This window comes from Microcystis panniformis FACHB-1757 (genome assembly GCF_001264245.1).
Lineage (GTDB): Bacteria > Cyanobacteriota > Cyanobacteriia > Cyanobacteriales > Microcystaceae > Microcystis > Microcystis panniformis.
This window is the reverse complement of the sequence record NZ_CP011339.1, coordinates 5431247-5456400: the sequence shown is the minus strand read 5'-3', so window position 1 is coordinate 5456400 and position 25154 is coordinate 5431247. Positions and strand designations below refer to the sequence as shown.

The following is a 25154-nucleotide window of genomic DNA, read 5'->3' as shown; positions in this document are numbered from 1 at the left end:
GGATAAAAATACAGGGAACTATGGGCGAAATCCAGGCAATCCGAGGCACAAAAGATATTTTACCGGCGGAGGTCGGTTACTGGCAGTGGTTAGAGGAAACTGCCAGCAGAATTTTAGGGACTGCGCTGTATCAAGAGATACGAACTCCCATTTTTGAACAGACGCAACTTTTTGAACGGGGTATCGGGGAAGCGACGGACGTGGTGGGAAAAGAAATGTACAGTTTCCTCGATCGCGGTCAACGTTCCCTGACTTTGCGACCGGAGGGAACGGCTGGGGTCGTTCGCGCCTATATTGAACACAAATTACAGGCCGCTGGAGGAGTACAAAGACTCTGGTATAAGGGGCCGATGTTTCGTTATGAACGTCCGCAAGCGGGTAGGCAGCGACAGTTTCATCAAATCGGGGTCGAATTGTTGGGAAGTGATGACCCTAGGGCGGATGTGGAAGTAATTACCCTTGCCAGCGAGATATTAAAAGCTGTGGGGGTAGAAAACCTAAAATTAGACCTTAATTCCCTGGGAAATGCCCAAGATAGGCAAAATTATCGTCAGGCCTTGCTAGATTATTTGACTCCCTACAAAGCTGATTTAGATGCGGATTCTCAACAGAGATTAGAAAAAAATCCCCTGCGAATTTTGGATAGTAAGGACGAGAAAACCAAGATTATCTGTAAGAATGCCCCCAGTATTCTTGAACACCTCGGTAGTGATTCTCAAAAGCATTTTGAACGGGTGCAATCTTTACTAACCGATTTGGGAGTTATCTATAATCTTAATCCCTGTTTAGTGCGAGGATTGGACTATTACACCCATACGGCCTTTGAAATTCAGTCCGATGATTTAGGCGCTCAAGCCACGGTTTGCGGTGGTGGTCGTTATGATGGTTTAATAGCTCAATTAGGCGGTCCAGACACGCCAGCAGTGGGTTGGGCAATCGGTTTAGAACGTCTGATTATATTATTACAACAAAAGCAATCTTTATCTTTTTTGGTTCCCGATTTTTATCTCGTCTCCAAAGGAGAAAAAGCTGAGGCCCGCAGTGTGGTGTTAGCGCAACAATTACGCGGATTGGGGTTTAGCGTTGAGTTAGACTTAAGCGGCAGCGCTTTCGGAAAACAATTTAAACGGGCCGATCGAGCTAAGGCGGTGGGCTGTATAATTTTGGGGGATGCTGAGGCTGAAAATGGCACGGTACAACTGAAATGGATGGCCACCCAAGAACAAATTAGTCTAACCCAAGCGGATTTATTGACACAAGCAAGGGAATTAAAAGCGCAAATCTCTCGGCACAAATCCTAAGTTTTAGCGTCATGGCCAAACATTAGGCCTAGGCTAGGATTATGGAATTTATACTGCAAAAACAAGGGGAGAATCACGGACACACAATTTCTAATAATTCTCTAGAAATTGTCTCGGGAAACTATCGTCTCTTGGCCCGTCTGGATTCTCCTTTTGCTCATATTGAAGTGCGTATCGATTACGAATCTCCCGAAAGTAGCGAACGATATACCCATTATTATCGATCGGATGCTGGGGGTTGGCTGGAAATTTTTTCCTATCGAGATTTAGGAATAGGTAGCTGGAAGATTCGCTGTTATGGGGATATTCTGGCAGAATTGGGGGGGCAAGGTTGGCAAGAAATGTTAACTTTAATTGTTACTCCTGTTAAGATCAATTATCTGGCTCAATTAGAACAGTTAATTAAAACCGAAATTGAACCTTTATTAGCACAAGAATCCTCTCCGGAGATGGTAAAACTAGAATTTGCTGATTTAACCAATAATTCTGCCTTTGTTTTTGATTTATGCCTACCAGAGGAAACAATGACCGCTAGGGAAGGGGTAACTCTAGAACTGCCGGAACCTGCTAATATGAAAAAGAGCCTTCAAAGTTTATCTAATCGCAATTCTGCACCCCTACCCCCGAAAATATCCGGTTCTAATTCTCGCCGAAAATCACCGCAACTGCCCCCAATTCCTAAAAATAAATAACCTGATAGTATGTAATGATGAGGTGAGGCAGCAACTTAAACCTAAGATTTTTTCAAGAACTTCTGACGAACTCGCGAGATTAATAGGTCTAATTCTGGTAACTTCAATAACATCGCACCGAGGAGGAATAAACCCACCGCTACGGTCGAAGCCAAACCTAACTGTAATAATTGTAGGAAAATATTACCAGCACCGAAAACCTTTTCCCAACCCCAACTAGCTCCCCAACTAGCAACACCAGAAAGTATTGTAATTACCGTTAATCCCAATAAGGATAAACCCCATTCTCCCAGAGGTAAACCCCCTAAACGACGATTTAAAATCACCGTAAAAATGCCCATAGAAAGGATATTAACCCCTACGGTTGCTAAAACAATCCCCGGGGTACCAAAAGGTCTATACAAGAGGAAATCCAGCACACCATTGAGAAAAATATTCACCATACTCACCTTAAAGGGAGTGTCGCCATCACCCAAAGCATAGAACACTCGTACTAAAACATCGCGACCGAGATAGAAAAACATCCCGAAACCGTAGGCCATTAATACGGGAACCACCTGTTCCGAGGCAGCCAGATTAAAGGCACCCCGTTGATAGATAACTCGCACTACCGGGAAAGCGAGGGCGATAAAGATAGCGGTGAAGGGTAACATGGTTAAAGCGGTCAATAATAAACCCTGACGGATTCTTTGCTTCAATTCTCCCCAATTTTCCGGTTCCGTCAGTCGAGAAAATATCGGCATAAACGGCACGAGAATCATGTTGGACATGATGCCCAAGGGCGTGAGAACGATAAAACTGGCGTAACGCATGGAAGCGGCGGCATTTTCGATAAAAGAAGCGAAAAAGAGGTCAGTATAAACGTTAATATGCAACATTCCCGAAGATAAGGTCGCCGGAATCATCACCCGCAACACCTCCGACACCCCCGGTATCCGCCAATCCCAACGAAATGTTAATTTTCCTAAACCTGCCTTGACTTGTGCGCCCACTTGTGCTAACCATTGCCAGAGCGCCCCAACGAGAGTACCGCCGGCGAGGACAAAACCCCCCAGTTGCACATATTGCGGCTCATCAATGCGATCGCCAACGAACCAAGCCAGCAAACCCACCCCGATAATCACCGCCACACTGGAAAAAAGCGGACTGAGACTCGGTAGCCAGTATTGATCCGCCGCGTTGAGAGTACCGAAACCGATGCCGATTAAACCAGCTAAAACCGCCATGGGGGCCATAATTTGCAGTTGTTGAATGGCCATGCTGCGGGTGGCGGCATCTAAACCGGGGGCGAGAACATCGATAAAAATATTGGCAAAAACGATTAAAAAGACGGTGACAGCTAATAAAATCGCACTGACTAGGGTGGTAATAGTCTCGACAATCGGCGCGGACTCGGATTTATCTCTTTTGGCCAAAACACTGACCAAAGCACTGTGAAAGGGGCCGTTAATGCCACCGAGGAGAATTAACAGAAAACCGGGGATAACGTAGGCAAAAGCGTAGGCGTTCACCACTGGCCCGACACCGTAGGCAGCGGCGATTACCTGTTCGCGGACTAAACCAAAAACCTTACTGATTAAGGTGGCAACGGCGACAATTCCGGCAATACCGGCCAAGGAACGGGTAGCTTTCTTAGTAATGATGACACCTCGAAAGAAAACAACTGCATTGATCGATTCTACCCGTTTCTGTGTTCCCGCCGAAAAGCGCTCTCTAGTTGTCAAATTTAATTTGACTGGAGTGTATAACAGCCATTTCCCCACAGACATTCGTATAATACCAAGAGCCAACCGAACCATAAATATTGATGGTTCTACTCTTGATCACGAAAATCGCCCGTTCAAGAAAACTTAACAATGCCACCAGCGATCGCAGTTTTAAAGTTTAATTAACCAGAAGATAGCGATCGCACTGACCTCCGACAAGATCGGCGCTCGCCCTCAAGAATTGCCCTAAAGTGTATCTCGGTATTCTTCAAGTAGGGCTAAAATATCTGCTAGTTAGTTTCTGTGGAAGTTGTTGGGGTTAAGTTAGAATCGGATGATTGCAGTACGGTATCGAGTTTCGATTCGAGTTCGGCGAGTTTCTCGTTCTGTTTTTTCAAGTCGGACAAGCCCCCGTAGGATTTGATCCAATGTAACAAGGCTGAAAGTAATCCCTGCGAAGAGAAGTCCGAACCATTGGGGGATGATAAGTAGTCGTGCAAAATAATTTCCTAGTGAAGATAGGCAATAGGCAAGAGGCAAGAGGCAAGAGCGGGGTTAGATATGTGTAATTAATTTTGCCTAGGTACTTAATTTGTTCGTTGCCGAGTTGGATTGAGTCATCGAAAATTTGGGTCTGAAACCCCGTCGTTCTACGACGGCTTTACTGTTAAATATGAGCATCGTTTACGAAATATATGCTAAAATGTGAGGTATGGAAAAAGCCAGAAGTGTTGAACGGGGAAAAAAGTCGTACAAAATTTGATATTATAGATAAGAAAACAAAGTAAATATACACCAATAAATGTGAATAAGCCATGCTAACAATTTTCCCAAAACTAATGAAAGAGCTTCTCAAGCCACTCCCCAAAAATGACTATCCCGCATTAAGTACATTTACTTTTGGGTAGTGATTCGGTAGTAGTGGTAAGCCATCTTGCTTATCTGGACTGAGTCGTGTAGAATATTTACTAATAAAAATAATTGCTTGATAAATGTTGGGGATTTGCTTTTTATGATTGCTATTTTTATCAATATCTTCTCTTGGATAATTAAACTTTGGTTAAATTACGATGAAGATTTAGAACATTGTCTTCTGACAAAAGATTCACAAACTTCAACATCTTGTTGTCCTAAATGTGGTTCTTATCATACCATCAAAAATGGTTCTACACATAATGGCAAGCCGAAACGTCAGTGTAAAGATTGCGGTCAACCGTTTGTGATCAATCCCACTAATAAAACCGTCTCTGACGAAACCAAACAATTAATTGATAAACTCCTGCTCGAACGAATTTCCTGACGAGGAATTGCTAGAGTAACAGGGGTAAGTTGGTCATGGTAACAAAATTATGTCAACAATAAACTGGCGGCTGTTCCCCGTCAAATAAAGGTTTCGGACAAACCAAAAGGTAAATTGGTTATAGAATGTGATGAAATGTGGTCTTTGGTTTTTTCTAAGACGATAAAAGTCTATATTTGGCTGGCAATTGATAGAAATACAAGAGAAATTATTGGTTGCTATGCGCGGAGATAGGAGTCGTCAATCAGCCAAAAAACTTTGGGCTAGTTTACCAGGCGTTTACCGACAATGTGCAGTTGCTTACACAGACTTTTGGGAGTCATATAAGACAGTAATTCCCAGTAAACGTCATCGACCAGTTGGGAAAGAAACTGGTCAAACTAATCATATTGAAAGATTAAATAATACCTTTCGACAAAGGATTTCTCGGCTGGTGAGAGAGAGTCTATCTTTCTCTAAAAAAATGGAGAATCACGTTGGGGCTGTTTGGTATTTTATCCATGACTACAATGCACAGCAAAGCAAAGGATTAAGCCGCCATCACTACTACCGAATCACCACCTACTTTTGTGTCCTGTTGGATAGGTTTTGCACTGGATAAAAGTATCGTCAGCATGAGAGACTTAAGCGCACGCCTGAAAATGCAAGGAATTAATGTCAATACGTCAACGTTTTCTAAGGCGAGTAAAATCCGAGAGACAGAACCATTTGAGAAAATAATCAATAAATTAAATAAAAGTTTAGTAAACAAAAAAGGAAAAGAAGCAGCTCAAGCTTTATTTCCAATTGACTCGACAATAATCTCACTGACAAGTAAACTGTTGTGGACAAAAGGATGGCATCAAGTAAAATTATTTTGTGGACTAAATAGTATCACCACAGAAGTGGGGGGGATTGTGATCAATTTTGGTCAAGGACATGACTCTAAAGAAGGGAAAAAAACTAGAGAAGAAATTCCTGTAAATGGAGTTGGGGTAATGGACAGAGGCTTTTCTTCTAATGAAAGAATCAGAAAATTATTAGAGAAAAAAGACAAGCACTTTGTTTTAAGGGTAAAAAATGATATGAAGCTAGAAATGCTGGAAAATGGTCAGAGCAAGCTAGGAGCAGAAAAAAGAGAAGTAGAGGTAAGAATCGTTGAGTTTTGTGATCTAGAAAGTAAAAGTGAATTTCGGATAGCGACGGACTTACCCTTAGAAGGAGAAGGGGGGGTACGGGGGGAGAAATTGCCGAAATGTATCGACAAAGATGGCAAATAGAACTTCTTTGGAAGTTCTTAAAAATGCACCTCAAGCTTGACCGTTTAATCACAAAAAACGAGAGAGGAATTCGGATACAAATTTATAGCTGTATCATCGCTTATTTAATTTTACAGCTAATAGATATTGAAGAAGTATTTGGCAAAAGCTTATTAGATAAATTGCGCTATTTACAGAGTTTTATGTGTCAACATATCAGCTATGTACACTGGTTTAGGAAAATTGTCTATTCAATCTGAAAAATGGCGTTCTGGGGTTGTCATGTTCTTAAATGTAAAGTTTTGTTACGAGATTCAACATTTCTGGTTATCTTGGCATCTTGTCTGTTGATTTAGCATAAAGAGTAACGAAGAGCCAAAGACTTGTTAGATAGCATACTCAGTCTAAACAAAATTGAATTTGATGACTGAAGGTAAATTTTTAGCTTACATTAACATCAGCAAAAGCCAAGAGGTTACTAATGACTCAAGCGATTCGTCAAACAATTTTTGTTCAGTCAGATGGTCGTCTAGAAATTCATTCAGATCAGCTTTTCCCTGGAAGAAAAGTAGAGGTTATTATTATTCTGGAAGATGACCCTGCAATATCATCAGCAGAAGCTTTAGCCATTAAGAGATTGGAAAATTTAGGTGATCCGCAGGAATGGATAACTGGGGTTGAAGCAGAGGAAGAAATTGATGAGGATGAGTTAAGGGAATGGGTTAAAAGTTGTGGTCACTAAAAATCATTTAGAGTAACACGCCGATCGCCGCTTCATTTCTCCCTAATTTACTTAAACTTATGCAGATGTCTTCAGGGGGACGAGGGGGAGTTGATTGATAATAAATTCACCGAGTTGCACTTTTTTGCTGGCATTATCAATGTCTAAACCGACTAGGTTCCCTAATTCATCATAATCGGCAACGACTCCTTCTGAAATTTCTTGGCTATCAACACTGGATTTGTCTGCAAGGTGGATATAAAGGGAGTCTGTTTCTGGGTAGTAGTTAATCTTCATGGTCTAAAGCTCCGGTCTGGAAAGGCGTTGTGGATAGTCAGCTTATCTTCTAGAGTAATGACTCTCAGGTATCGATCGCCAAATTCTTTTATCTGCGCCCAAAAGCGAAAACGATTATCTTCTTGAGGTTCACAGCGAATAGGGTTTTCGATAACGTAAATACACCATTCTTTTTTGAGGTAAGGGCGTTTTGTTAAAACATCATTTTCAAAATAGTTAGTAAATGTATATTGTGGCCTAGAAATGGTTGTAGTCAGTAAGGGAGACTTATTATCGTTGAATTAAAGCAAGGAACTTAGATATTTCTCTGACTGAAAGTTTTTTGAACTGTCTAAGAAGTGTCACAACTGCTTCACTCATGGCTTTAACTGATAGCTTGTAGATTACTTTCTGTCCACTAGGGTAACACGGCGATCGCTCTTTCAAAAACCAAAATGATCGCAATTTTAAAGTTTAATTAACCAGAAGACGGCGATCGCACTGGATGAAGGTGTTTCTAATGCGATCGCCAATATCTTGCGGTGGTTCGGTGAAGCGGATTTGTCCATCCTGATAAATGCCTTCGATGGTTTTTAGCATGGTTTGCTGTTTGGTTGGTTTCCTTTTTAATTTTATCAGCTAATTTCAACGGGCTGGATATGCCATTAATTCGAGATGAACGAGATTATGCTTTACTCTGTGATTATATTCGTTAGTATCCTATGCGGTAGGGGTTTTATTTAAAATTCCAAGATCGCCCTATTTTTCGGTATATATTGGTTGATTGATGAAGGTTTTTATCGCTCTGATTTGGGTACGATAACAATTCCTGGCTCTTCTGGTTTCTGTGTGGAAACGAGGTCTATACCGATAGAATATCCGCAAAATAGTCCTAAAAGTTTTGCCCAATAAGCACTTCAGGGTTCCATAAGCAAAAATTATCACACAAAGTCGAGAAGAGCCAATTCCTGACAGTATGGGCAATGAATGATGCGGGAGATGTTAGGGCAATGTAAGGCATCGCAATTTGGATTTAAGTGTTTTGAAAAAGCAAAAGGTGCATGGGATGTATCCTACGTGATTGGCGATCGCACTATCTACCCAAGCGAAGAAGGGGCTTTTAACCCCTCTTAAAAATTGCATTATAATTTATGTCGTAATGGATATTAAGCGTTAACCAATTGCTGTGCTAATTTCTTTAATCGCTCTTTTCCGCCACAATGATTTAGATAATGGTCTGCTGCACGAGATAATGCTGTGAGATTAGCTTCATCTGCCTGAAATGTGGAAATATCGGAAGTAATGACAGGCTGGATACGTTTATAATTATCCTTCAATAGTTTCTTTGCGGTATAGTCTGTGACATCGGAGGAGCCATCTGAAAATACATCCATTAGTGGAATTTGATTATGAATGTTAACCCAATCAAATCCGCCCCAAGTTGTTGCTTCTTCTGCACTAATACGACGATTAACTTGTCCTGTCCCAAACGAGGCGACAAAAATTTTATCTAGTGGTTTACCGTTTTCAATCGCTTCGGCGATCGCACATAGGGCAGGATTATTGGCGACAACTCCACCATCAATTAACGGAATACACTCTTCTTGAGGAAGTCCTAAAGAAAGCGGTGTCTTTGTTACGTCTTTTGTTAAGTCGCCTCGACGAATTCTTTCATTATCTGGACGCTCATATTCTGTTAAAGCGTCTAAATAGGCTTTATCTTTCAGCAGATAGCCTGCAAAAGCGACGGGTGCGGCGGAAGAAGAACGGCAGACTTGCCACACGGGAAGAGTTGCATATCTTGCTTTATATTTATCATCTGGGTTTTGTGCATTTTTTCCTTGACTGACAAAAATAACGGCTTCTCGATTATAGGTATCGTAACTGGTTACTAGGGTCGGTTTTGGTAAGTCTTTAAAGAGCAAAGTTTCGGGAAAAATGTTTGGTTTTTTAAGAACGCTTTCTAATCCTTCTTCTTCAAAGAGGGGAAGGGAAGGATCTTTTTCTTTGATTCGTCGCCATACTTCTGTCAGTACACCAAAAAAATCTAGATCTTTGAAAATGTCTTGGCCATACTTTTTATAAAATTCTAAAATTTGTGTGGCAGTCATTCCGTTGGCAAGGCCACAGGCAATGATGCTACCTGTTGAAGTTCCTGCGAAGAAATCAAAGCAATTGGTAAGGGTATGTTCGGGATTAATTGCTTTAAGTTCGTTTTCTAGAGTTACTAATAAGGTCGCGGTAAGCATTCCTCGAATACCACCACCATCTAAGCTTAAAATTTTGAAGTTTTTTGAGTTTTCCATGATTGATTTCTCCAATTGGTTTGGCCATAAAAACTCAAGTAAATTATACAAGTAGAATACGAGCAAAAGCAGGAGGATGACTATTGATTCGTCCTTCAAAGTTTTAAAAAATTTCTAAATTTTATTCTGAATTGGTTTATAAAAAAATTTACGAACCAGATAACGATTGACAAGATAATTTAATATCGATTCATTGCTTAGAGGATATTTAAAAAGGGTTTGTTGTAACGAGAGAATGGGGGTTTCAGAACTTTCCTTTAACGAAAGAATAGGGGTTTCGGATATCGGGAGAGACTTTTCAAACGTCCTCTTAGTCTAATTTGATATAGAGAATGAGTACGCTATATTGTTAAGATAAAGAAAAAATTAGTTCTTGTGCTTAATAAATCGAAGATAACTTTCGTTTTCTTGACAGTTGGGGTTTTGGCTGAAACAAAAAGACTATGGGACGATGATCCGGTCCATCCATGTTTTTGAGATCAGGAAATTCTACAAACATTTCATCTATTATGCTAACTGTTTGGACATTTGACCCCGTAATACACCAATCTAGAATGCCGCCACTCCTATGTGTTTGATCAGCCCAATAAGTATGGGTCTCAGTAGCTCCTGATAACTTAAGTCCTATAATGTTTTTATAATCCCAATTCATATCTCCAGTTACCGCCCAAGGATAACCTGTGCTTGCCAAAAAATCAACAGACGCTTTAATTTGCCGTCTTGTTAAAAGCAACTGACCTGATTTGAAATGAGCAAGTACAAGATAAAAATCACCAATAGAAAGTAGCACAATGTAACGGTTTAAACCAGAAAGTTTATCCATTGATAATTCAATATTTAATCGTTTCCTAGTCATGATGATATAACCATTGCTTTTTCCACCTTCAAATGAATGAATATCATAATTGTCAAAGTATACAAGCGACAAATTATTGAGATAATCGTCTAGCCGTGCGCCATGTACCTCGCACAAAAAAATGATATCAATTCTCTTATTACAACAATAGGAAATGAAGGTATCGACCTTTGACCGCTTTTCTATTCTGGAGCTTTGCCCATTTTTCTCAATATTCCAAGACGCAACTGTAAATGAATCAAATGTCATGTTTTTTACCTCTAGTTTGTGAGTATGAGTCTCTAAGATATTCAAGCAGGTAAAAGCTGTTTTGCCAACGCCTTTGCCCCACTCAACGGGTCATAGAAATTAAACGCTAACGCCAAAGTTTGCGGTTGTCCTTGCATAAACACCAGCGTTAATGCCAAAGACACACTGCCCCCCCTCGCCGCCATCAGCGTCGCCTCGAATCGTGCCGATTTAACATCTAGCAAACCTCCTAAACTGTACTTGACGATAAACTGACCCACATCGGCGATTGACCCAATAGAAACTTTGAGTCCTTGTAAGGTTTGAGTCGCCACAGATAACGCTGCCGTTGCCGTTTCCCGTGCAGTAAACAAACCAGCAATCCGCACATCCGCATCAATCGGGAAATTGACAATGGTTTTCTCCAAACCGCGTACCACCTGCTTGGCCCCTTCCAATACCCCATTGGCCGTCTCCCGTGCAGTAAACAAACCAGCAATCCGCACATCCGCATCAATGGGAAAATTGACAATCGTTTTCTCCAAACCGCGTACCACCTGCTTGGCCCCTTCCAATACCCCATTGGCCGTTGCCTTAGACGCTTCAACTCCACCGATATAAGTATAAAGTCCGGCAATTTCAGAACCCTTAGCCGTCGCGTAGGCCGACAATTCCGCCCAACGGTAACTCTTTTCGTACCATTTAGATTTATTAAACCAGCGTTCCTTATTGCTAATATCCTGTTTTAGCTGTTCAATTCTTCGCTTGGTGTTATCAATCTCTCCCTGAAGGGAATTCACATCATTTTGCGCTCGTTGCACCGCTCCCTGAGCATCCCGCATCCGCCCAGAATCGCGGTCTCGTTCGCGCTGAATGGTTTGCCGCATATTATTAATATCCGTATTGAGCTTATCCACCTCCCGTTGAGCAGAAGCAACTGCCGCCTGAGCATCTCGCATTCGCTGGGCATCGCGATCGCGTTCCCGTTGAATCGTTTGCCGCATATTATTAATATCCGTATTGAGCTTATCCACATTTCGTTGAGCGGAAGCCACTGCATCTTGAGCATTTGAAAGGCTTCTTGTTGCCTCATCGGCGGCGGCTTTAATGGCATTCGAGGCTTCTCGACGGAGATACTCCAATAAATCATTCCGCATCGTAGCAACAATAAAGAAATCGCCCCCTTGCGTTAAATTTTGTCCCCGTACTTCTAGAGTACATTCAAACAAATCAAAAATCTTGCCAATCGTCGTAAACGTAAAACCACTATCCGAGAGGCGGATTTGGGTTTCACTACGAATCCCCAACAGTTCGACTGCTCCTGATATATCCAGATTGGGAACGGTTTTTGGGCTAACCTTGAGATAAAGTGAGGGTTTAGGCTTGCCTGTGGCTCCTGTAAGCTTAAAGATACCCGCTAAGTTAATCGGTTCCACATCCCCTTTCACTTCAACTCCATCAAGATAATCAATTTTTAGATAGCCATAGGCTCGCAATCCCCAGAAATACATCGTTCCTTCTAATTGCGTCCCTTGCTCGAATTTTAATTCCCCAATTGTCGTCGGTTGCGGAACAATGTAGATTTTGACGTTTTCAAAGCCAATATCTAAAACCGTTTTAGCCAGAGAAGCGGGAATGGCTTGTTTCACCGCAGTTCCACAGAAAGTACCGATCACGTCCAGGAAATAGAGGCGATTAAAAGCGATCGCCAGCATACTGCGGCTCGGCATAGCCGAATCAAATTTCACCGCCACTACACCCTGAAATTCCCCAATTTGCAACGTACCAGCAATTCCTACCGTCGGTAGCGGTGGCGGGAAACTCATTCCTAGTTCGATCGCGACATTGGCAATGGACACCCCTTTCGCATCAAAAGGATCTTGCCAAATCCCCAACATAGTCGCTTGAAACTCAGCCGAGCGCGGTTTGACTTCCATGCCACCAATAAACCGCAGGACGCTATTATTCAAAATGGCCGTTACTGTCCCCATTAAGGTTAGCGAAAAGTCACTGGGAGCAGGTTTTAAACGAAACCGAATATCACCAAAGGCAACACCTTTACCTAAATCGAAACTGCCATCAATTGAGGCTTCTAGAACTAAATCGGCTGGTTTTCCACTGATAGCGGTATAAACATTGAGGGACGTAATTCCCAAAAGCGCATCCACACCTAATCCAGACAGATTCATGCCCGCAAAGAAGTTTAGCCCTCGAATGATAGCCACATCACTCCGTTGAGCCTGTACTCGTGTGAGAGCGAAATTGCGATCATCGCTAGAAGCCAGAATTAAAGCCGTATTGGAAAATTTGAGTCCATCAAGCACCCTGAGTTCATCGGCAATCTCTGAGAACTTCCAAGAACTGGGAGGCATAAATCCAGCCGTAAAGCCCCAACGATCGCTAATTTTCTTCACGATTAACTCAACTTGCCCCAAGCTAGAGCCTGCGGCTAGAGAGAAGGATTTTTGCTGAGGTGCAATAGTCACCTCTACATCCGAAAAAGACAACGCCAGCACACTAGCAGGAATCGGCAAATCACGAATCACCTCACTCCCGCAGAGTTTTTGTACTAAGGGTGACAGATTTAATGAGGGAATATGGCCTTGTAAAACAAAATCGCCAGGGAATTGATAGGTAATGGGGAAGCGGGCTGTATTTACTTCTAACGTCCCACTAATAAATCCCGTAACGGAACGCTGACGAGTTGTTGCTTCTGCCTGAGTTGAGTTTGCCGATCTCAGCACTTGAAAAGAAATATCTTCAACTTCTAACCCATCAACACCAATGGGAATCGGCCAGCTATTGCTCGATTTTCCAGTCAGAGAGAATTCTCCAGTTTTGGGGGTGACTGCAATTTCAATATTGGCAAATTCAAAATCGGGAAGGTCGGTTGGTAACTCAACCATTGCAAAGAACTCTTCCAGAATAGCCGACAGACTCAATTTAGAAATTTTTCCACGCAGAACGAACTGATCTTCAATATCGGCAACGAGACTGACTTCGGCTCCTGCAATCATCAATGTTCCAAGGATTAACCCCGATACAACCGTTTTGCCGTCAATGCGGGCTACTTCAAAGTTAGTTTCAACTTGCTGCAACTTTACCAGTTTAGGAATAATTTCCCAATCGGTTAACGCTGAACCACTTAGGGAAAAAGCTCTGTTTTTAGGGTCTAACGTCACGCCCAACTCAGAAAAGATAATATCTGGAAAACCTTGAGGGACAGAAACTTCATCAGAGGCAAAGAAGTTAATCAGCCGTGTTAGACTCAGCCCTCCCCCCTGAACCATATAGCCGTGCATGGCGAATCTCGGCAAAGAGGCTCCAACGCTAAACCTTGCTAGATTATCAATGCTCAGTTCTCCTGACAAATCACAAACCAAAGTACGGTTTTCAGAAGAAGTAGGATTATCTACTAAAAAATAAACTGAGACATTTTCAATGGCGATTTTGTCCGTTATTTTCCAAGGTTGTTTTGAAGTAACATATACCGCAATCGACTCTAGTTTTTTCTCCGTTGAACTAACATTTAGTGTAAGTCTGGAGAGAACTAACCCCTGTTCGGGACGATAGCCATCGGGTAGTAAATCAGCAAGTGCAGTTCCATTTAAAAGCCCAGTTAACTGAGAAAGTCCTGATAAAGAAAAATCTTCTAGATCCGCTTCAAAGGTCAAATCTTGATGAGAGCCTCGAAAGGTCGAATAAATTGGTAATTCAATGGGATTACTTGGACTTCCAATCTTAATCTGAGTCTCTAAAGCAAAATACGCACTGGTGTAAGGAGCAAGACCGCCCTCTGCCTCATCGATCACATCGGCAACAAGATCGAGTTCTAAAGAAGGAACGCTTAAGTAGCCTAAACTAATATCTCCTGTGATGGGAGCATTAAGAAAAATCTCCGTCCCTTTAGGAGTAGGCACGATTAAGCCAGTTACTTTCAGAGAGAGGATCTCGCCAATAAATTGACTTAAGGAAACGAGGTCATTATCGATTGTCAATTCGGCTTCAAACCGAAGCCCAGAAACCTGCTCAGGTTCTTTAACTTCAACAGAATCAAGAATTAATTTGGGTTGTTGAAAGATTAGCCGATCAAATAAAAATTCTTCCTCTTTTAACCCCATTTGGGTAAGAATACTTGTTCCCAAACTCGGAAAACTTTGAGTAAATTTCCAAGTATTTGGCAATAGTGTAACTAGAGTCATTTGTGGCTTCTGATCTTTTAAGTAAAATGTAGCTTCAACCTCAAGATCTGGAATGGAAAATAGCGAAGTTTTCCCGCTCACAATAATATTTTCAGTTTCAGTTCTTAATTCTATCGTTTTTATGTTTAGTGGCTCATCAGATAAGAATTCTTTGAATAAAAACTGAACATTTTCAGATTTAATTGTAGTATTTTTTAGCAATAAATTGCCATTCGCAATATTTCCTTGCAGTGTTTTTTCAAGGTTTTCAATAGTCATAATTGCATCTCAAAACTAAGTTAAAATATCCAGCGTAATTCCAAATTTACAGCTAATTTACTGAGTGACTCTACTTGGGAGTTGCCATTGCCTCTTCAAAAGCAGCTATCGCATGAATTAAACGGGGATCTTCCTCAATCGGGCGATCATATACCCCATCCTCCAAGGCGAGTAATTGCTGTTTTAACGCTTCTAACTCATGTCTAATAGCCCACTTTTTAGTTTCTAAATTCCCAATCTCCTCCTGCCAAGCGTTAATTTCTTTACCACGCCAATTAATCTCAATATCTAACTTTGCTTGTTCTTCTGTTCTATCAGTTCCAGGTAACGAGTGAAACCACTGCTTCCAGTGGTCAATTTCTCGTTTTCGATTCTTGGCTTGTTCTTTAGCTTTATCAATTTTGGACTGATTTTCCTCTATTTCGCCTTCTTTAGCTGAAATCTTATCATTAAGTTCGTCCTTGTTAGGTTTTCCGCTTTTTCTTTCCTCCAAAAGCTGAAATCGAACCGCATTAAGGATTTGATCTGGAGCAAGTCCAACGCCTCGACCATCGGACAGATCGTTCGATATAGAAATTTCAGGCATTTTCTTTTTCTTAGAAGTAGCAGTAACAACTTTTCTACTGTAATCACTTGTCCTTTCCAACACAACCGAAGTTTAGGAACTTAAGGAAAAAGTCAGTAAAATCCACCCAATCCCTTACCCCGCCTAACTTTCAGCCCCTCAACCCTCCCGCAAAAATCCTTAACTTGGGAAAAATCCCCAACTTTACCAACTTAAGCGCAAGCATTGTCAAAATATCCTGACAATCTCCCCCCACTCCGACTCCCCAAATTTTTGCTTCATACCCAAGACCACAAAAACCGAGATGGAAATATCCCACTTTTGTCATCTGGACAGGCTAGAGAGCTTACCCCACAGTAAAAATGAGTAGCGCATCTTGCCTGAGCAAACTTGGGACGATCCCACAGCGACGAACCTATAATGAAAAAAAGCCAAGCCTTAACAACCATGAAATTAACCCTAAAGCCCGAACACCAAAAGCTGATCGAAGCCAAACTAGATACAGGGCGTTATGCCAATCCAGATGAAATCATTGCCGAAGCCTTACAATTACTCAGCAAACGCGATCAATATCAACAATGGGCAGAAGAAGTTGGCCAAAAAATTGATATTGCCGCCGAACAATTAGATCAAGGCGAAGGAATTGACGGAGAAACCGCAATCGCTCAACTTAAAGCAAGACTTCCAAAAAACTGTGAAGCTTAAATATTCATGAATCAATACATAATTTCGACTGAAGCCCTTCGAGATATGGAACAAATTCTTGATTATTTGGCTAATACTAACATTAGTGCGGGTGAGAAATTTTTGGAGGAGTTTAGCAAAAAATGTCGTTATCTTAGCCAATTTCCGCTAATGGGGCGCAGTTATCGAGAGATTCGTCCCTATTTGCGTGGCTTACCGATGAAAAACTACATTATTTTCTATCGCTTAACTGAGCAAGGGCTAGAAATCATGCGTTTTATCAAAGTAGAGCGAGATTTAGAAGCTTTTTTCTTTGAAAACCCCTAAAAAATCAAGGCAATTACTTTTTTTCAACTGTTTATAATAGAGATCGCTACAATGTCGAGTATCCCCCCATCCCAAAGCAGCCATGACAGCCAAAGAACAACTCCTCCAGGAAATCGAACAAGCTCCCGAATCTCTAATCCAATCCTGCTTAGAATTGATACTCTCCCATAAAACTCCCGCCCCTTCACCGCAAAATAACAAACCAATTTGGGAAATCGCCGATGAAATAATTGCCACCATTCCCGAAGAATCCTTTGACCAGATCCCCACCGATGCGGCGGCCAACTTGGATTACTATCTTTATGGCAATTCTCCTCAAAAATAATGCCGACCCTCTTCGCCGACACATTTTATTGGGTTGCCTTGGTTCGTGCTAAAGATCAATGGCATAGACAAGTGCGAGCTTTTAGTAGGTTAATTCAAGATTATTCTTTAATTACAACCGATTTAGTCTTGGTGGAATATCTTAACTTTTTTGCTAAATTTGATCAACCCATGAAACAAGGTGTCGTCAATTTCTATCGCCAAATCCAAACCTCTCCAAATCTGCAAATTATTAGCCTTGATTCTTATTTAATTCAATCAGGTGTAGAACTTTATGCCAACCGTCTAGACAAAGGCTATAGCCTGACTGATTGTGTCTCAATGATTGTGATGAAACAAATGGGAATTTATGAAATACTCACCATGACCAGATCATTTTGATGCTGGAGAGCGTTCGCTTTTTAGGATATAGAACGGAGTAATGGCGTTTTGGGAAATATGGGAAGTGCGCTCTTGGCTCTTCTAGGTTCTGTGTGAGGATGGTATAATAATAATACAGGACAGGAGGTGGGTTATGTGGATAAATTTTGATCAACTCCTCGATTTACCAAATGTAACAGTGGTCAATTATCAAAAAATTGCTCAGACAATTTTCCTAAAGCTCGCTCTTTTAAATGAAACAATTGAATGTCCGAATTGCCATCAAACCTTGGACAGAATCAATCAGACAGAGTATAATCTAGTCAGAGATTTGTCAATATTAGGCAATCGAGTATATTTAGAAGTACCACGCCGCCCCCCCAACCACTAGGGTTGATTCATTTAAATTAAGTACAGCTGATTTTGATTCAATAAATTTGACTGAAGATTCTCAAGTTTATCTTTTTCTAATCAAAAGAGTTAGTCACAATAACTAATCTTTAATCCTCTGCCAATATTTATTATGAATAGATTGATAAAGCTTGTTAAAAAGGTTCGTCGTTACTTGGTATGGTTCGAGCGGGTGGCATAAATCGACTAAATCTTTATCTGGCAAGAGATTTAATTAATTAGTTCGCTCTAGATCAAAAACAATTGATAAAAATCGCAGCAATGTCTGTCTATATAAGGGTTTCATTCCTTATAACCCCCGTCCATTGCATAAGACAAACCGAAGAACCGTATCTTTTTACTCAAGTGTTTTATCGTCTTCTCCATTCTTTCAGGATAAACCATCAAGTCAGGTTTCGGCTTGGCTTTCTGGGTGGGAATTGCGAGTCTGCAATAGTCACGATTTTATTTGTCTCTTAATGATGAGATTAACATAACAATAATTCCTCTAATGCGCTTTACGAGAAATCTAAATCGCTGACGATAAACTGGAATAACTGAGTTTTTAGTTTTGCGATAGCGGATGGCAAGTTTTCTGGCAAGCTGAAAAATATTAGATTCATAAATATCAATATCCCAACGATAAATAATTTGTTTCAAGGTTCTTAAGTCGCCCATCTTTTCTAATGCTTCTGCTACGAATTCTAAAACATAATCATCTGCCTCTGTCAGTGCTTCAGTTAAAGCTGTTACTGCTTCTGGGTTGCCTATCTCACCTAACGCTTCTGCCGCCAAACTTCTGACATACTTATTTGAATCTTTCAGTGCCACAATTAAAGCTGACACTACTTCTGAGTTACCAATATCAATTAAAGCTGTTTTTGCATAAGTACCTAGGCAAAATTAATTACATACTCGCCTCCAAAATTGTCCAGCACTTTTTTAACGTAAGCGAGGAGGCTCTTTCGGTCTTTATAGGCGCTAAATTCAATCCATTCATATTTTAAAAATCTCCATAATATTTCAATTAAATTTAAATGAGGTGAATAAGTGGGCAACCAAAATATTTTCAAGTTTTTCTTTTCCCATTCCTCAAGTTTCTCCATAAATGCCTCGCTGGTATGAATGGAAGCTTGGTCAATTATTATGACGGTTTTTTTCTGTATATTTTGGCAATATTTATCCAGAAAATTAATAACTATCTCGCTAGTAACCGTTCCGACCTGTGTCTCATAAAATAATTGATTATCTCGTTTCATTATTCCTAAAATATTTAGTCTTTTACCTTCAATTGGTGGTAACTTTATCGTGGTTTTTTCTTCTTGCCAAGCGTAAGGAATACAAGGCTTTGAATCCCATCCCATTTCATCCAAATATCCTATCTCAATCTCTCCTCTTTTTTCCTGTTTTTTTAGTTCTTCTAAAATAGGTAGTTTGACCTCAAGCTCCCACTCATCAGGGGTTTTGGCGACCCCTCTTCTCACCCTTTTCCACCTCATGTTGATTTTTTTTATGAGTCTTTTTATCGTGTCTTTGCTTACGGTTAATTTCCATTCTTCTACAATTTTTATCTGGATTTTTTTTAAGCTTTTCGGTTCTTCTTTTACCCAGTCAATAACTTGTTGACCTTGTGCTTCTGTCAATTTAGGTTTTCTCCCTCTTCCTCGACGATTATAAAAACCAATTAGTTTTCTATCTTCCCAGGCCGTCAACCAATTATAGATGGTCTTTCTCGTAACTCCAAATATTCCGCTCAATTCTTCTATCGTGGTTCCCTGAAAACTTAAGAGTATACATTTCGCTCGCTCTCTTACTTGATGATGTTTACTAGCTCGATAAATTCTCTCTAGCATTTTCTGGCTCTCGGGGTTTAGGTCTCTAATCAATCTCATTGTATTTTCCTGCTGCTTCGTTTTTTTATGTATTATACTTCTTAATTTTTTATTTGGGTAATTAATTTTGCATGACTACTTACCATCTGGCATCATGCTCTGAATACTTTATTACATCGATTAAAGCTGATATTGTTTCTGAATTGCCTATTTGGCTTAAAGCGAGTTGAGCAATGTATTGAACCTGATCATCTTCATCATTTAATGTCTCAATTAAAGCTTGTATTGCTTCCGAGTTGCCGATATTTCCTAAAGTTTGTGCTGCTAACGCTCTGACATTCTTATCGGAGTTATTCAGTGCTTCAATTAAAACTGGTATCAATATATAATTGTCTATCCTACTTAAATGAATTACCATCCAAATCGTGGGCAATCTAAAAATCTCTTCTGAATCATTTAACCCCTCAATTAAAGTTGGTATCACTTCTAAATTGCCTATTTTGCTTAGAGCATCTGCTGACATAAATCTGACATATTTATTTACATCATTCAAAGCTTCAATTAAGGCTGGTATCGCTTTTGGATGACTGATATTTGCTAAAGCCATTACTGCTCTGCCTCTGACATCATAATCCGAATCATTTAGCATCATAATTAAAGCTGGCACTACTTCTGGATTGTCGCTCTCACCTAAACCACTTACAGCCATGCGTCTAAGATACTTGTCTGAATGATTAAGTGCTTTGATTAAAATTGGTAAAGCTTCTGGATTACCTTTTCCTTTTAAATAAACTGTTAATAATATTGCCGAATAGCATCTGAGAAGATTATTGGAATCCTCTAGTGCCATACTTAAACCTGACATCGTTTCTGGGTTGCCAATTTTGTCTAATGTTTCGCCCAAAGATTCCATGGCATTACTTCTGACAGTTTCATCTGAATTGGTTAATGCTGTCATTAAAGCTAATACTTCTTCTGGATTAAGAAGCAAGCTTAAAGCGGTTTCTACACAGTCTCTACCAGTCTTATCTGAATCATTAAGCGACGCAACAATAAAAGCTTGTCTAGATTCTGGAATAACCACCAATCCCGAAGGAAATTTTGCGAAAATCATCGTTGCATAGCTTCTAACTTCCTGATAAGGATTATTTAGTGCCTCGATTAAAATAGGCATCGCTGCTGTGCTGCCAATGTTGTTAATTTCTCCTAACGCTTCTACCGCATATTTCCTAACATTTTCATCTAAATGATTAAGTGCTGTCATTAAACCTAAGTAGGCTTCCTCAGTGCCAATATTTAATAAAGCTTCCGCCGCTTTACCTGCGACTTTCTGATAAGGATTCTTAAGTGCTAGTGCCTCAATTAAACCTGACACCGCTTGTGGAGTTCCAATTTTACTTAATGCTTCTACTGCCTTATTTCTGACAAGTTCATCTGCTGCATAATATATATCATTTATTTCTGAATCATTCAGCACCGCAATTAAAGCAGACACGGCTTCTGGGTTGCCAATATTACCTAAAGCTTGTACCGCAGAGTATCTAATATAAACATGAAAAGCTGAATGATTCACTGCTTCTATTAACACTGGTACTGCATCTGGGTTAGTAATCTTACCTAAAGCTACTGCTGCATAACTTCTGAAATCCCCATCTGAATTTTTAATTGTCTCGATTAAAGCTGATACTACTGCTGAATTGTTAATTTTACTTAACGCTTCTACTGCATTCCCTCTAGTTTTCACATCATTGAGTGCTGTAATCAAAGCTTGTATTGTTTCCGAATTACCAACACCAATTTCACCTAAAGCTTTTACCCCCCAAAATCTAACACTTTTTTCAGAATCAGATAGTGTTGAAATTAAAGAGGGTAAAGCTAAAGCTTGCTTTCTGTTCATTTTTCCTAAAATTATTGCAGCATTATCTCTAAACCAATCTGAATAATTTAACGCCCGAATAATAGTTGGTAATGCTTCAGAATTGCCAATTTCTCCTAATGCTTTTAATGCCCAACCTCTGAATAGTTTTTCTTTATGCAAATCTAATTCAAAATCTGGTATAGGTTTACGTTCTCTCTTTATTTCTTTTATATCGTCTTCTGCATAACCTTTAATTCTCTTTTCCGAATCATCTAATGCCGCACTTAAAGCAGGTATTGATTCAGGATTGCCGATTTCACCTAACAATCCTGCTGCACTAAATTTACTATCTCTGACATACCAAGGTAAATCCTTAAGTGCGTTTTCTAATCGTCTTCTCATCACGGGAAAAGTCTTCCCTAATGTCACCATTGTCTTGTTGATATACTCTAAACTAAAATCACGCTGCCACACATTATAAAGCTTATCGACTATCTGATTAATCAGAGAATCTTGAATATTTTTACTTTCCGCCAGACAGTTACTAGCCAGTATTAATAAAGTTGCAAAAATATCATCTTTTTCCTGTAAAATTGCTTCTAATAAAAGACTGGCATCAGACATCATCCCCGCTAACAAAATAATCGTCTCATGCCAATCATGATCCCAGAAATGCGCCTTGACTAACGCAATTCCATCCTCTTGATTTTTCTTTATTCGTTGATGAAGATAACAAGCAGTAAAATACTCCTGGAAAGTGCGATGTAAAAATAGATATTGATCTCCTTTTTCATGAAACTTCTGAATAATCCCATCTTCCTCGCATAACTCTATCATTAATTCATCACTATTTGATTGCTGGAAAATTGTTGATACTTCTTCATGGCGTAAATATCTTTCTAAAACATTAAAAAAGTCTTCTTCTTGGAAAATAAAAATTTCTTCTTCTCGACAAGATAACTCATAAGCCACAATCTCTAATAATCTGATCTTCGCTATCCGCTTTCCGCCTGATACTGATACCAGCTTTCTATTTTCTACCCAATCACGCAGCATATAATCAACTGCTTGTTTATATACTTCATTACGTTTTGCTGGTAAAATTAAATCCTGAGTTTGATAGAGACTACAAATTAAAGAAAGTAATAAAGGATTTTGTGCTAAACCCTGAATTTGCGGTTTATTTTTCAACTCCTCAATTAAACCTGCTGCTGATACCAAATCATTCTCTAAATAACCTTCCGCATTAACAAACCAGGTTTTGATATATTCGGCTGTCTTTTGATCAGTAAAGGGAACAATTTCTACCTCTTTGACTTCCTTTGAAAATTTGCCACTATAACCCACAATGCGAGAAGTTAGATAAATTTTACAAGGAGAATTATCTAAAAAATTCTCAAGTTTTGTATTGAGTTTATGTAGTTGTATAGAAGAAACTTCATCTAAAGCATCTAAAAATAAGACACATTTTCCCTGTTCTAGCTTTTGTTTGACAATAGACTCAATCTGAAAATTTTTATCAATTAACTGAGGTATTATGTTAATAATATCATCATTTTTTTCTGCTAATTTATTTGCTAACTCAGATAGCCGAAAATACAAAGGAAGAATCACATCCTTAACCTTAACCTTCTCCCGATTGTTTAAGAAGGGTTGAGGAGTATTAACACCTAACTTCCCTAATTCTTCCCTAGCAATTTTTAATGCTTCCATCCTTAAAAGAGTTGATTTACCCATTCCAGGATCAGCAAGAATCATCATTTTATTGTGTTTATCTTTGGCTTCTTCCCAATCAACTTGTACTTTTTTGTTTTCTTCCCGTTGCTGTTCCTCAGTAAACCCTTTTAAGGCATAGATTTTCTTTAATGTTCCCTCATCACCTGTATAAGCTTGCCATGTTTCAATCTCATGGTTATAGCGTCTTTCTAAAGTAACTTCAATAGGAATATATTGCTTTAATAACGAGATTTTTTGACGAGTATGAAAGAATTGAAGATATTGAAATTCATCTTGAATTTTTTCTAAAAATCGACAAACAGCATTTTTGGTAGGTTCTAACCCCAGTTTATCTAAAATATCTAAAATATTATCCCACCGAATCACATAACTTTCATCAGTTTTACTCGATTGAATAACCCCTAAAACTCCTCCTAATTCTTCCGAAAAAACAGCACCTCCGCTTGTACCCCTATCAACCTTAGCATTAATTCTGTGAGTCAGAAAATTAGAAGATTTATCAGGTAATTTATTCCAAGGATTCTTATATTCAATCTTATTATTAGGATAAGTCGAAAGCAGATTTAAAGGCGCACTGACAGTAATTTTATCGGCATTCACATCAAATCCTTCTGGAAAATTCTTCTCTTTTTCTCTAGGAAATCCATAAACTGTGACGCAATTTAACCCAGCTTGAAAATTAACAATCTTCACAGGTTTAGCATTCTCAATCTTAATCTTAAGAATAGCAATATCAACTTCTGGATTAGAATATTCTTGACACCATTGAGATGCGTATTCTTTCCCTTGATAATTTACTCTTAAAGAGGGTAAAAGATAGATAACGTGATGACAGGTAATGAGATAACCATCTTCTCGAATAATAAACCCAGAACCCAGCGTATCCCCTTTTTCATTGAGGATTTTAACCATTGATTCTTGTAGATAGTCGAGATTGGATTTAATCATTATTCTTCAGTTAAATTAAAATCAATGCGTTGATAAATATCCAGCAATGACATTTGAAAATCCACAGAATGAAACCTTAAAGCATCTTTGTCTGATTCAGAGGCTTTAAACAACCACTCCCCATTATTTTGTTGATAAAATTGTTCAACATAATAACGGTATTGATCAATCAAAATATATTCTTTAAACTCAGGAATTGAGCGATAAAACTTAAACTTATCAGTACGGTCATAATCTCTAGTTGATTTCGATAAAACCTCGACAACGATTAACGCATTAGTTACAGTGTTTGTGCCTTTTCCTTCATATAATGGTTTGTCTTTAATCACCATGACATCAGGATAAGTATAAAAGCGATATCTTGGCATCCATAACCGTACATCACTCATAAAAGCCCAATAATCTTGATTGTTAATCTTAGTCGGAAAATTCCTACAGAAATTTAAAGCAATCAGATTATGATTAGTAGTTGCTCCTACCATTGGAGTAATTTCTCCATCTAGATATTCATTTTTGTATTCTGCTATTTCTTCTAGCTGACAATATTCTTCAGGCGTGTAATACTGTTTTTCGATTTGAACTTGCATACTAACCTCCCTTATCTTGGTTAAATTGCCATTCAATAGCAACTTTAATATTAGCTTGTGCTGAACCTTTTGTCACCAAAGGAATCCCCGTTTCGCCACCAACTTGTAACCCAAATTCTAAAGTAACCTTACTGGGTGGATTGGCTTGGGAAACTCCCTGTTTTATCGAAGTTAATAACAATTGTGCATATTCATTAACAATATTAGTAACTCCTGCTTGAAAATTTTTTGTTCTTTCTTCTATATCCTCGAAAAATCCTACTGCTTGCAATTGCTCCCTATCACCTTCTTCGTACTGCATATAAATTTTTGCGCCATCGGAGGCTTGTATTTCTGTGATTTTTATTGACATTTTATCCTCACCTTAATTTTTGCATAAATGTTAATCGTAACCGTTCAGGAGGTGGTTGTCAAGTAGCCATTAGTATTGATTCTATGGGAGGACTCTCCTGGGGTAG

21 protein-coding genes and 2 pseudogenes are annotated in these 25154 nt (G+C 39.4%); 11 read left to right on the top strand and 12 right to left on the bottom strand.

The window, feature by feature from the left end; all coding sequences use genetic code 11:
• The first annotated feature begins 20 nt into the window (after positions 1 to 20).
• Both hisS and VL20_RS25650 read left to right on the top strand, forming a co-directional pair.
• Positions 21 to 1301 carry a histidine--tRNA ligase gene (gene hisS, locus VL20_RS25655; protein ID WP_052278230.1) on the top strand — a complete coding sequence of 427 codons (1281 nt, stop codon included), beginning with the start codon at positions 21 to 23 and terminating at the stop codon, positions 1299 to 1301.
• Positions 1302 to 1342: 41 nt separating this feature from the next.
• The gene (locus tag VL20_RS25650) at positions 1343 to 1993 is read left to right on the top strand and encodes a hypothetical protein (RefSeq protein WP_052278229.1); all 651 of its coding nucleotides are present in this window, start codon (positions 1343 to 1345) and stop codon (positions 1991 to 1993) included.
• Between the two features lie 41 nt (positions 1994 to 2034).
• Here VL20_RS25650 and murJ read toward each other — a convergent pair whose 3' ends face one another.
• Positions 2035 to 3762 carry a murein biosynthesis integral membrane protein MurJ gene (murJ, locus tag VL20_RS25645; RefSeq protein WP_052278583.1) on the bottom strand — a complete coding sequence of 576 codons (1728 nt, stop codon included), beginning with the start codon at positions 3760 to 3762 and terminating at the stop codon, positions 2035 to 2037.
• Positions 3763 to 4792: 1030 nt separating this feature from the next.
• On the opposite strand from murJ, the pseudogene VL20_RS30655 reads away from it, so the two are divergent.
• The 4 genes and pseudogenes from VL20_RS30655 to VL20_RS25625 form a co-directional block, all read left to right on the top strand.
• Positions 4793 to 5513, top strand: a pseudogene (locus tag VL20_RS30655) (IS1 family transposase); the annotation flags it as partial.
• A 127-nt stretch (positions 5514 to 5640) separates the two neighbouring features.
• Complete coding sequence (locus VL20_RS25630) at positions 5641 to 6258, top strand: transposase (protein ID WP_260441165.1); 618 nt, start codon at positions 5641 to 5643, stop codon at positions 6256 to 6258.
• The gene (locus VL20_RS33365) at positions 6234 to 6497 is read left to right on the top strand and encodes a transposase (RefSeq protein ID WP_072927520.1); all 264 of its coding nucleotides are present in this window, start codon (positions 6234 to 6236) and stop codon (positions 6495 to 6497) included. The genes VL20_RS25630 and VL20_RS33365 overlap by 25 nt, the downstream gene beginning before the upstream one ends.
• A 221-nt stretch (positions 6498 to 6718) precedes the next feature.
• Positions 6719 to 6979: a hypothetical protein gene (locus tag VL20_RS25625; protein WP_052278228.1), complete on the top strand. Its 261-nt coding sequence runs from the start codon at positions 6719 to 6721 to the stop codon at positions 6977 to 6979.
• A gap of 57 nt (positions 6980 to 7036) precedes the next feature.
• Here VL20_RS25625 and VL20_RS25620 read toward each other — a convergent pair whose 3' ends face one another.
• The 6 genes from VL20_RS25620 to VL20_RS25600 form a co-directional block, all read right to left on the bottom strand.
• Positions 7037 to 7255, bottom strand: a complete 219-nt coding sequence (locus VL20_RS25620) for a DUF2283 domain-containing protein (protein ID WP_002769327.1) — start codon at positions 7253 to 7255, stop codon at positions 7037 to 7039.
• 453 nt (positions 7256 to 7708) lie between these two features.
• Positions 7709 to 7834, bottom strand: a complete 126-nt coding sequence (locus VL20_RS33355; protein ID WP_255520613.1) for a hypothetical protein — start codon at positions 7832 to 7834, stop codon at positions 7709 to 7711.
• Positions 7835 to 8400: 566 nt separating this feature from the next.
• Positions 8401 to 9540 (bottom strand): patatin-like phospholipase family protein, encoded by a 1140-nt coding sequence (locus VL20_RS25615; RefSeq protein WP_052278227.1) that lies wholly within the window; start codon positions 9538 to 9540, stop codon positions 8401 to 8403.
• A gap of 379 nt (positions 9541 to 9919) precedes the next feature.
• The gene (locus VL20_RS25610) at positions 9920 to 10645 is read right to left on the bottom strand and encodes an endonuclease/exonuclease/phosphatase family protein (protein WP_128575323.1); all 726 of its coding nucleotides are present in this window, start codon (positions 10643 to 10645) and stop codon (positions 9920 to 9922) included.
• A gap of 41 nt (positions 10646 to 10686) precedes the next feature.
• Complete coding sequence (locus VL20_RS25605; RefSeq protein WP_128575322.1) at positions 10687 to 14826, bottom strand: hypothetical protein; 4140 nt, start codon at positions 14824 to 14826, stop codon at positions 10687 to 10689.
• A gap of 328 nt (positions 14827 to 15154) precedes the next feature.
• Entirely contained in the window at positions 15155 to 15670 is a 516-nt protein-coding gene (locus VL20_RS25600; protein WP_052278224.1) for a coiled-coil domain-containing protein, read from the bottom strand.
• A gap of 426 nt (positions 15671 to 16096) precedes the next feature.
• On the opposite strand from VL20_RS25600, the gene VL20_RS25595 reads away from it, so the two are divergent.
• The 5 genes and pseudogenes from VL20_RS25595 to VL20_RS25575 form a co-directional block, all read left to right on the top strand.
• The gene (locus VL20_RS25595) at positions 16097 to 16354 is read left to right on the top strand and encodes a ribbon-helix-helix domain-containing protein (protein ID WP_043999440.1); all 258 of its coding nucleotides are present in this window, start codon (positions 16097 to 16099) and stop codon (positions 16352 to 16354) included.
• A gap of 6 nt (positions 16355 to 16360) precedes the next feature.
• Complete coding sequence (locus VL20_RS25590) at positions 16361 to 16660, top strand: type II toxin-antitoxin system RelE/ParE family toxin (RefSeq protein ID WP_052278223.1); 300 nt, start codon at positions 16361 to 16363, stop codon at positions 16658 to 16660.
• A gap of 82 nt (positions 16661 to 16742) precedes the next feature.
• Complete coding sequence (locus VL20_RS25585) at positions 16743 to 16985, top strand: hypothetical protein (RefSeq protein WP_002762874.1); 243 nt, start codon at positions 16743 to 16745, stop codon at positions 16983 to 16985.
• Complete coding sequence (locus tag VL20_RS25580) at positions 16985 to 17365, top strand: type II toxin-antitoxin system VapC family toxin (protein ID WP_052278222.1); 381 nt, start codon at positions 16985 to 16987, stop codon at positions 17363 to 17365. The genes VL20_RS25585 and VL20_RS25580 overlap by 1 nt, the downstream gene beginning before the upstream one ends.
• 133 nt (positions 17366 to 17498) lie before the next feature.
• Positions 17499 to 17720: pseudogene (locus VL20_RS25575) on the top strand (transposase family protein); the annotation flags it as partial.
• A gap of 479 nt (positions 17721 to 18199) precedes the next feature.
• Here the strand turns inward: VL20_RS25575 and VL20_RS25570 are convergent.
• The 5 genes from VL20_RS25570 to VL20_RS25550 form a co-directional block, all read right to left on the bottom strand.
• A complete protein-coding gene (locus VL20_RS25570) occupies positions 18200 to 18580 on the bottom strand; it encodes a HEAT repeat domain-containing protein (protein ID WP_052278220.1) in 381 nt (126 codons plus the stop codon).
• A gap of 47 nt (positions 18581 to 18627) precedes the next feature.
• Positions 18628 to 19626, bottom strand: a complete 999-nt coding sequence (locus VL20_RS25565; RefSeq protein ID WP_052275630.1) for an IS630-like element ISMae24 family transposase — start codon at positions 19624 to 19626, stop codon at positions 18628 to 18630.
• A gap of 79 nt (positions 19627 to 19705) precedes the next feature.
• Positions 19706 to 24109: a HEAT repeat domain-containing protein gene (locus VL20_RS25560; RefSeq protein ID WP_284525920.1), complete on the bottom strand. Its 4404-nt coding sequence runs from the start codon at positions 24107 to 24109 to the stop codon at positions 19706 to 19708.
• Positions 24109 to 24696 carry a Uma2 family endonuclease gene (locus VL20_RS25555; protein WP_052278219.1) on the bottom strand — a complete coding sequence of 196 codons (588 nt, stop codon included), beginning with the start codon at positions 24694 to 24696 and terminating at the stop codon, positions 24109 to 24111. Before VL20_RS25555 ends, VL20_RS25560 begins: the two co-directional genes overlap by 1 nt.
• Before the next feature lies 1 nt (position 24697).
• Positions 24698 to 25048, bottom strand: coding sequence for a CU044_2847 family protein (locus VL20_RS25550; protein WP_002762880.1), 351 nt, complete (start codon positions 25046 to 25048; stop codon positions 24698 to 24700).
• Between the last annotated feature and the right edge of the window lie 106 nt (positions 25049 to 25154).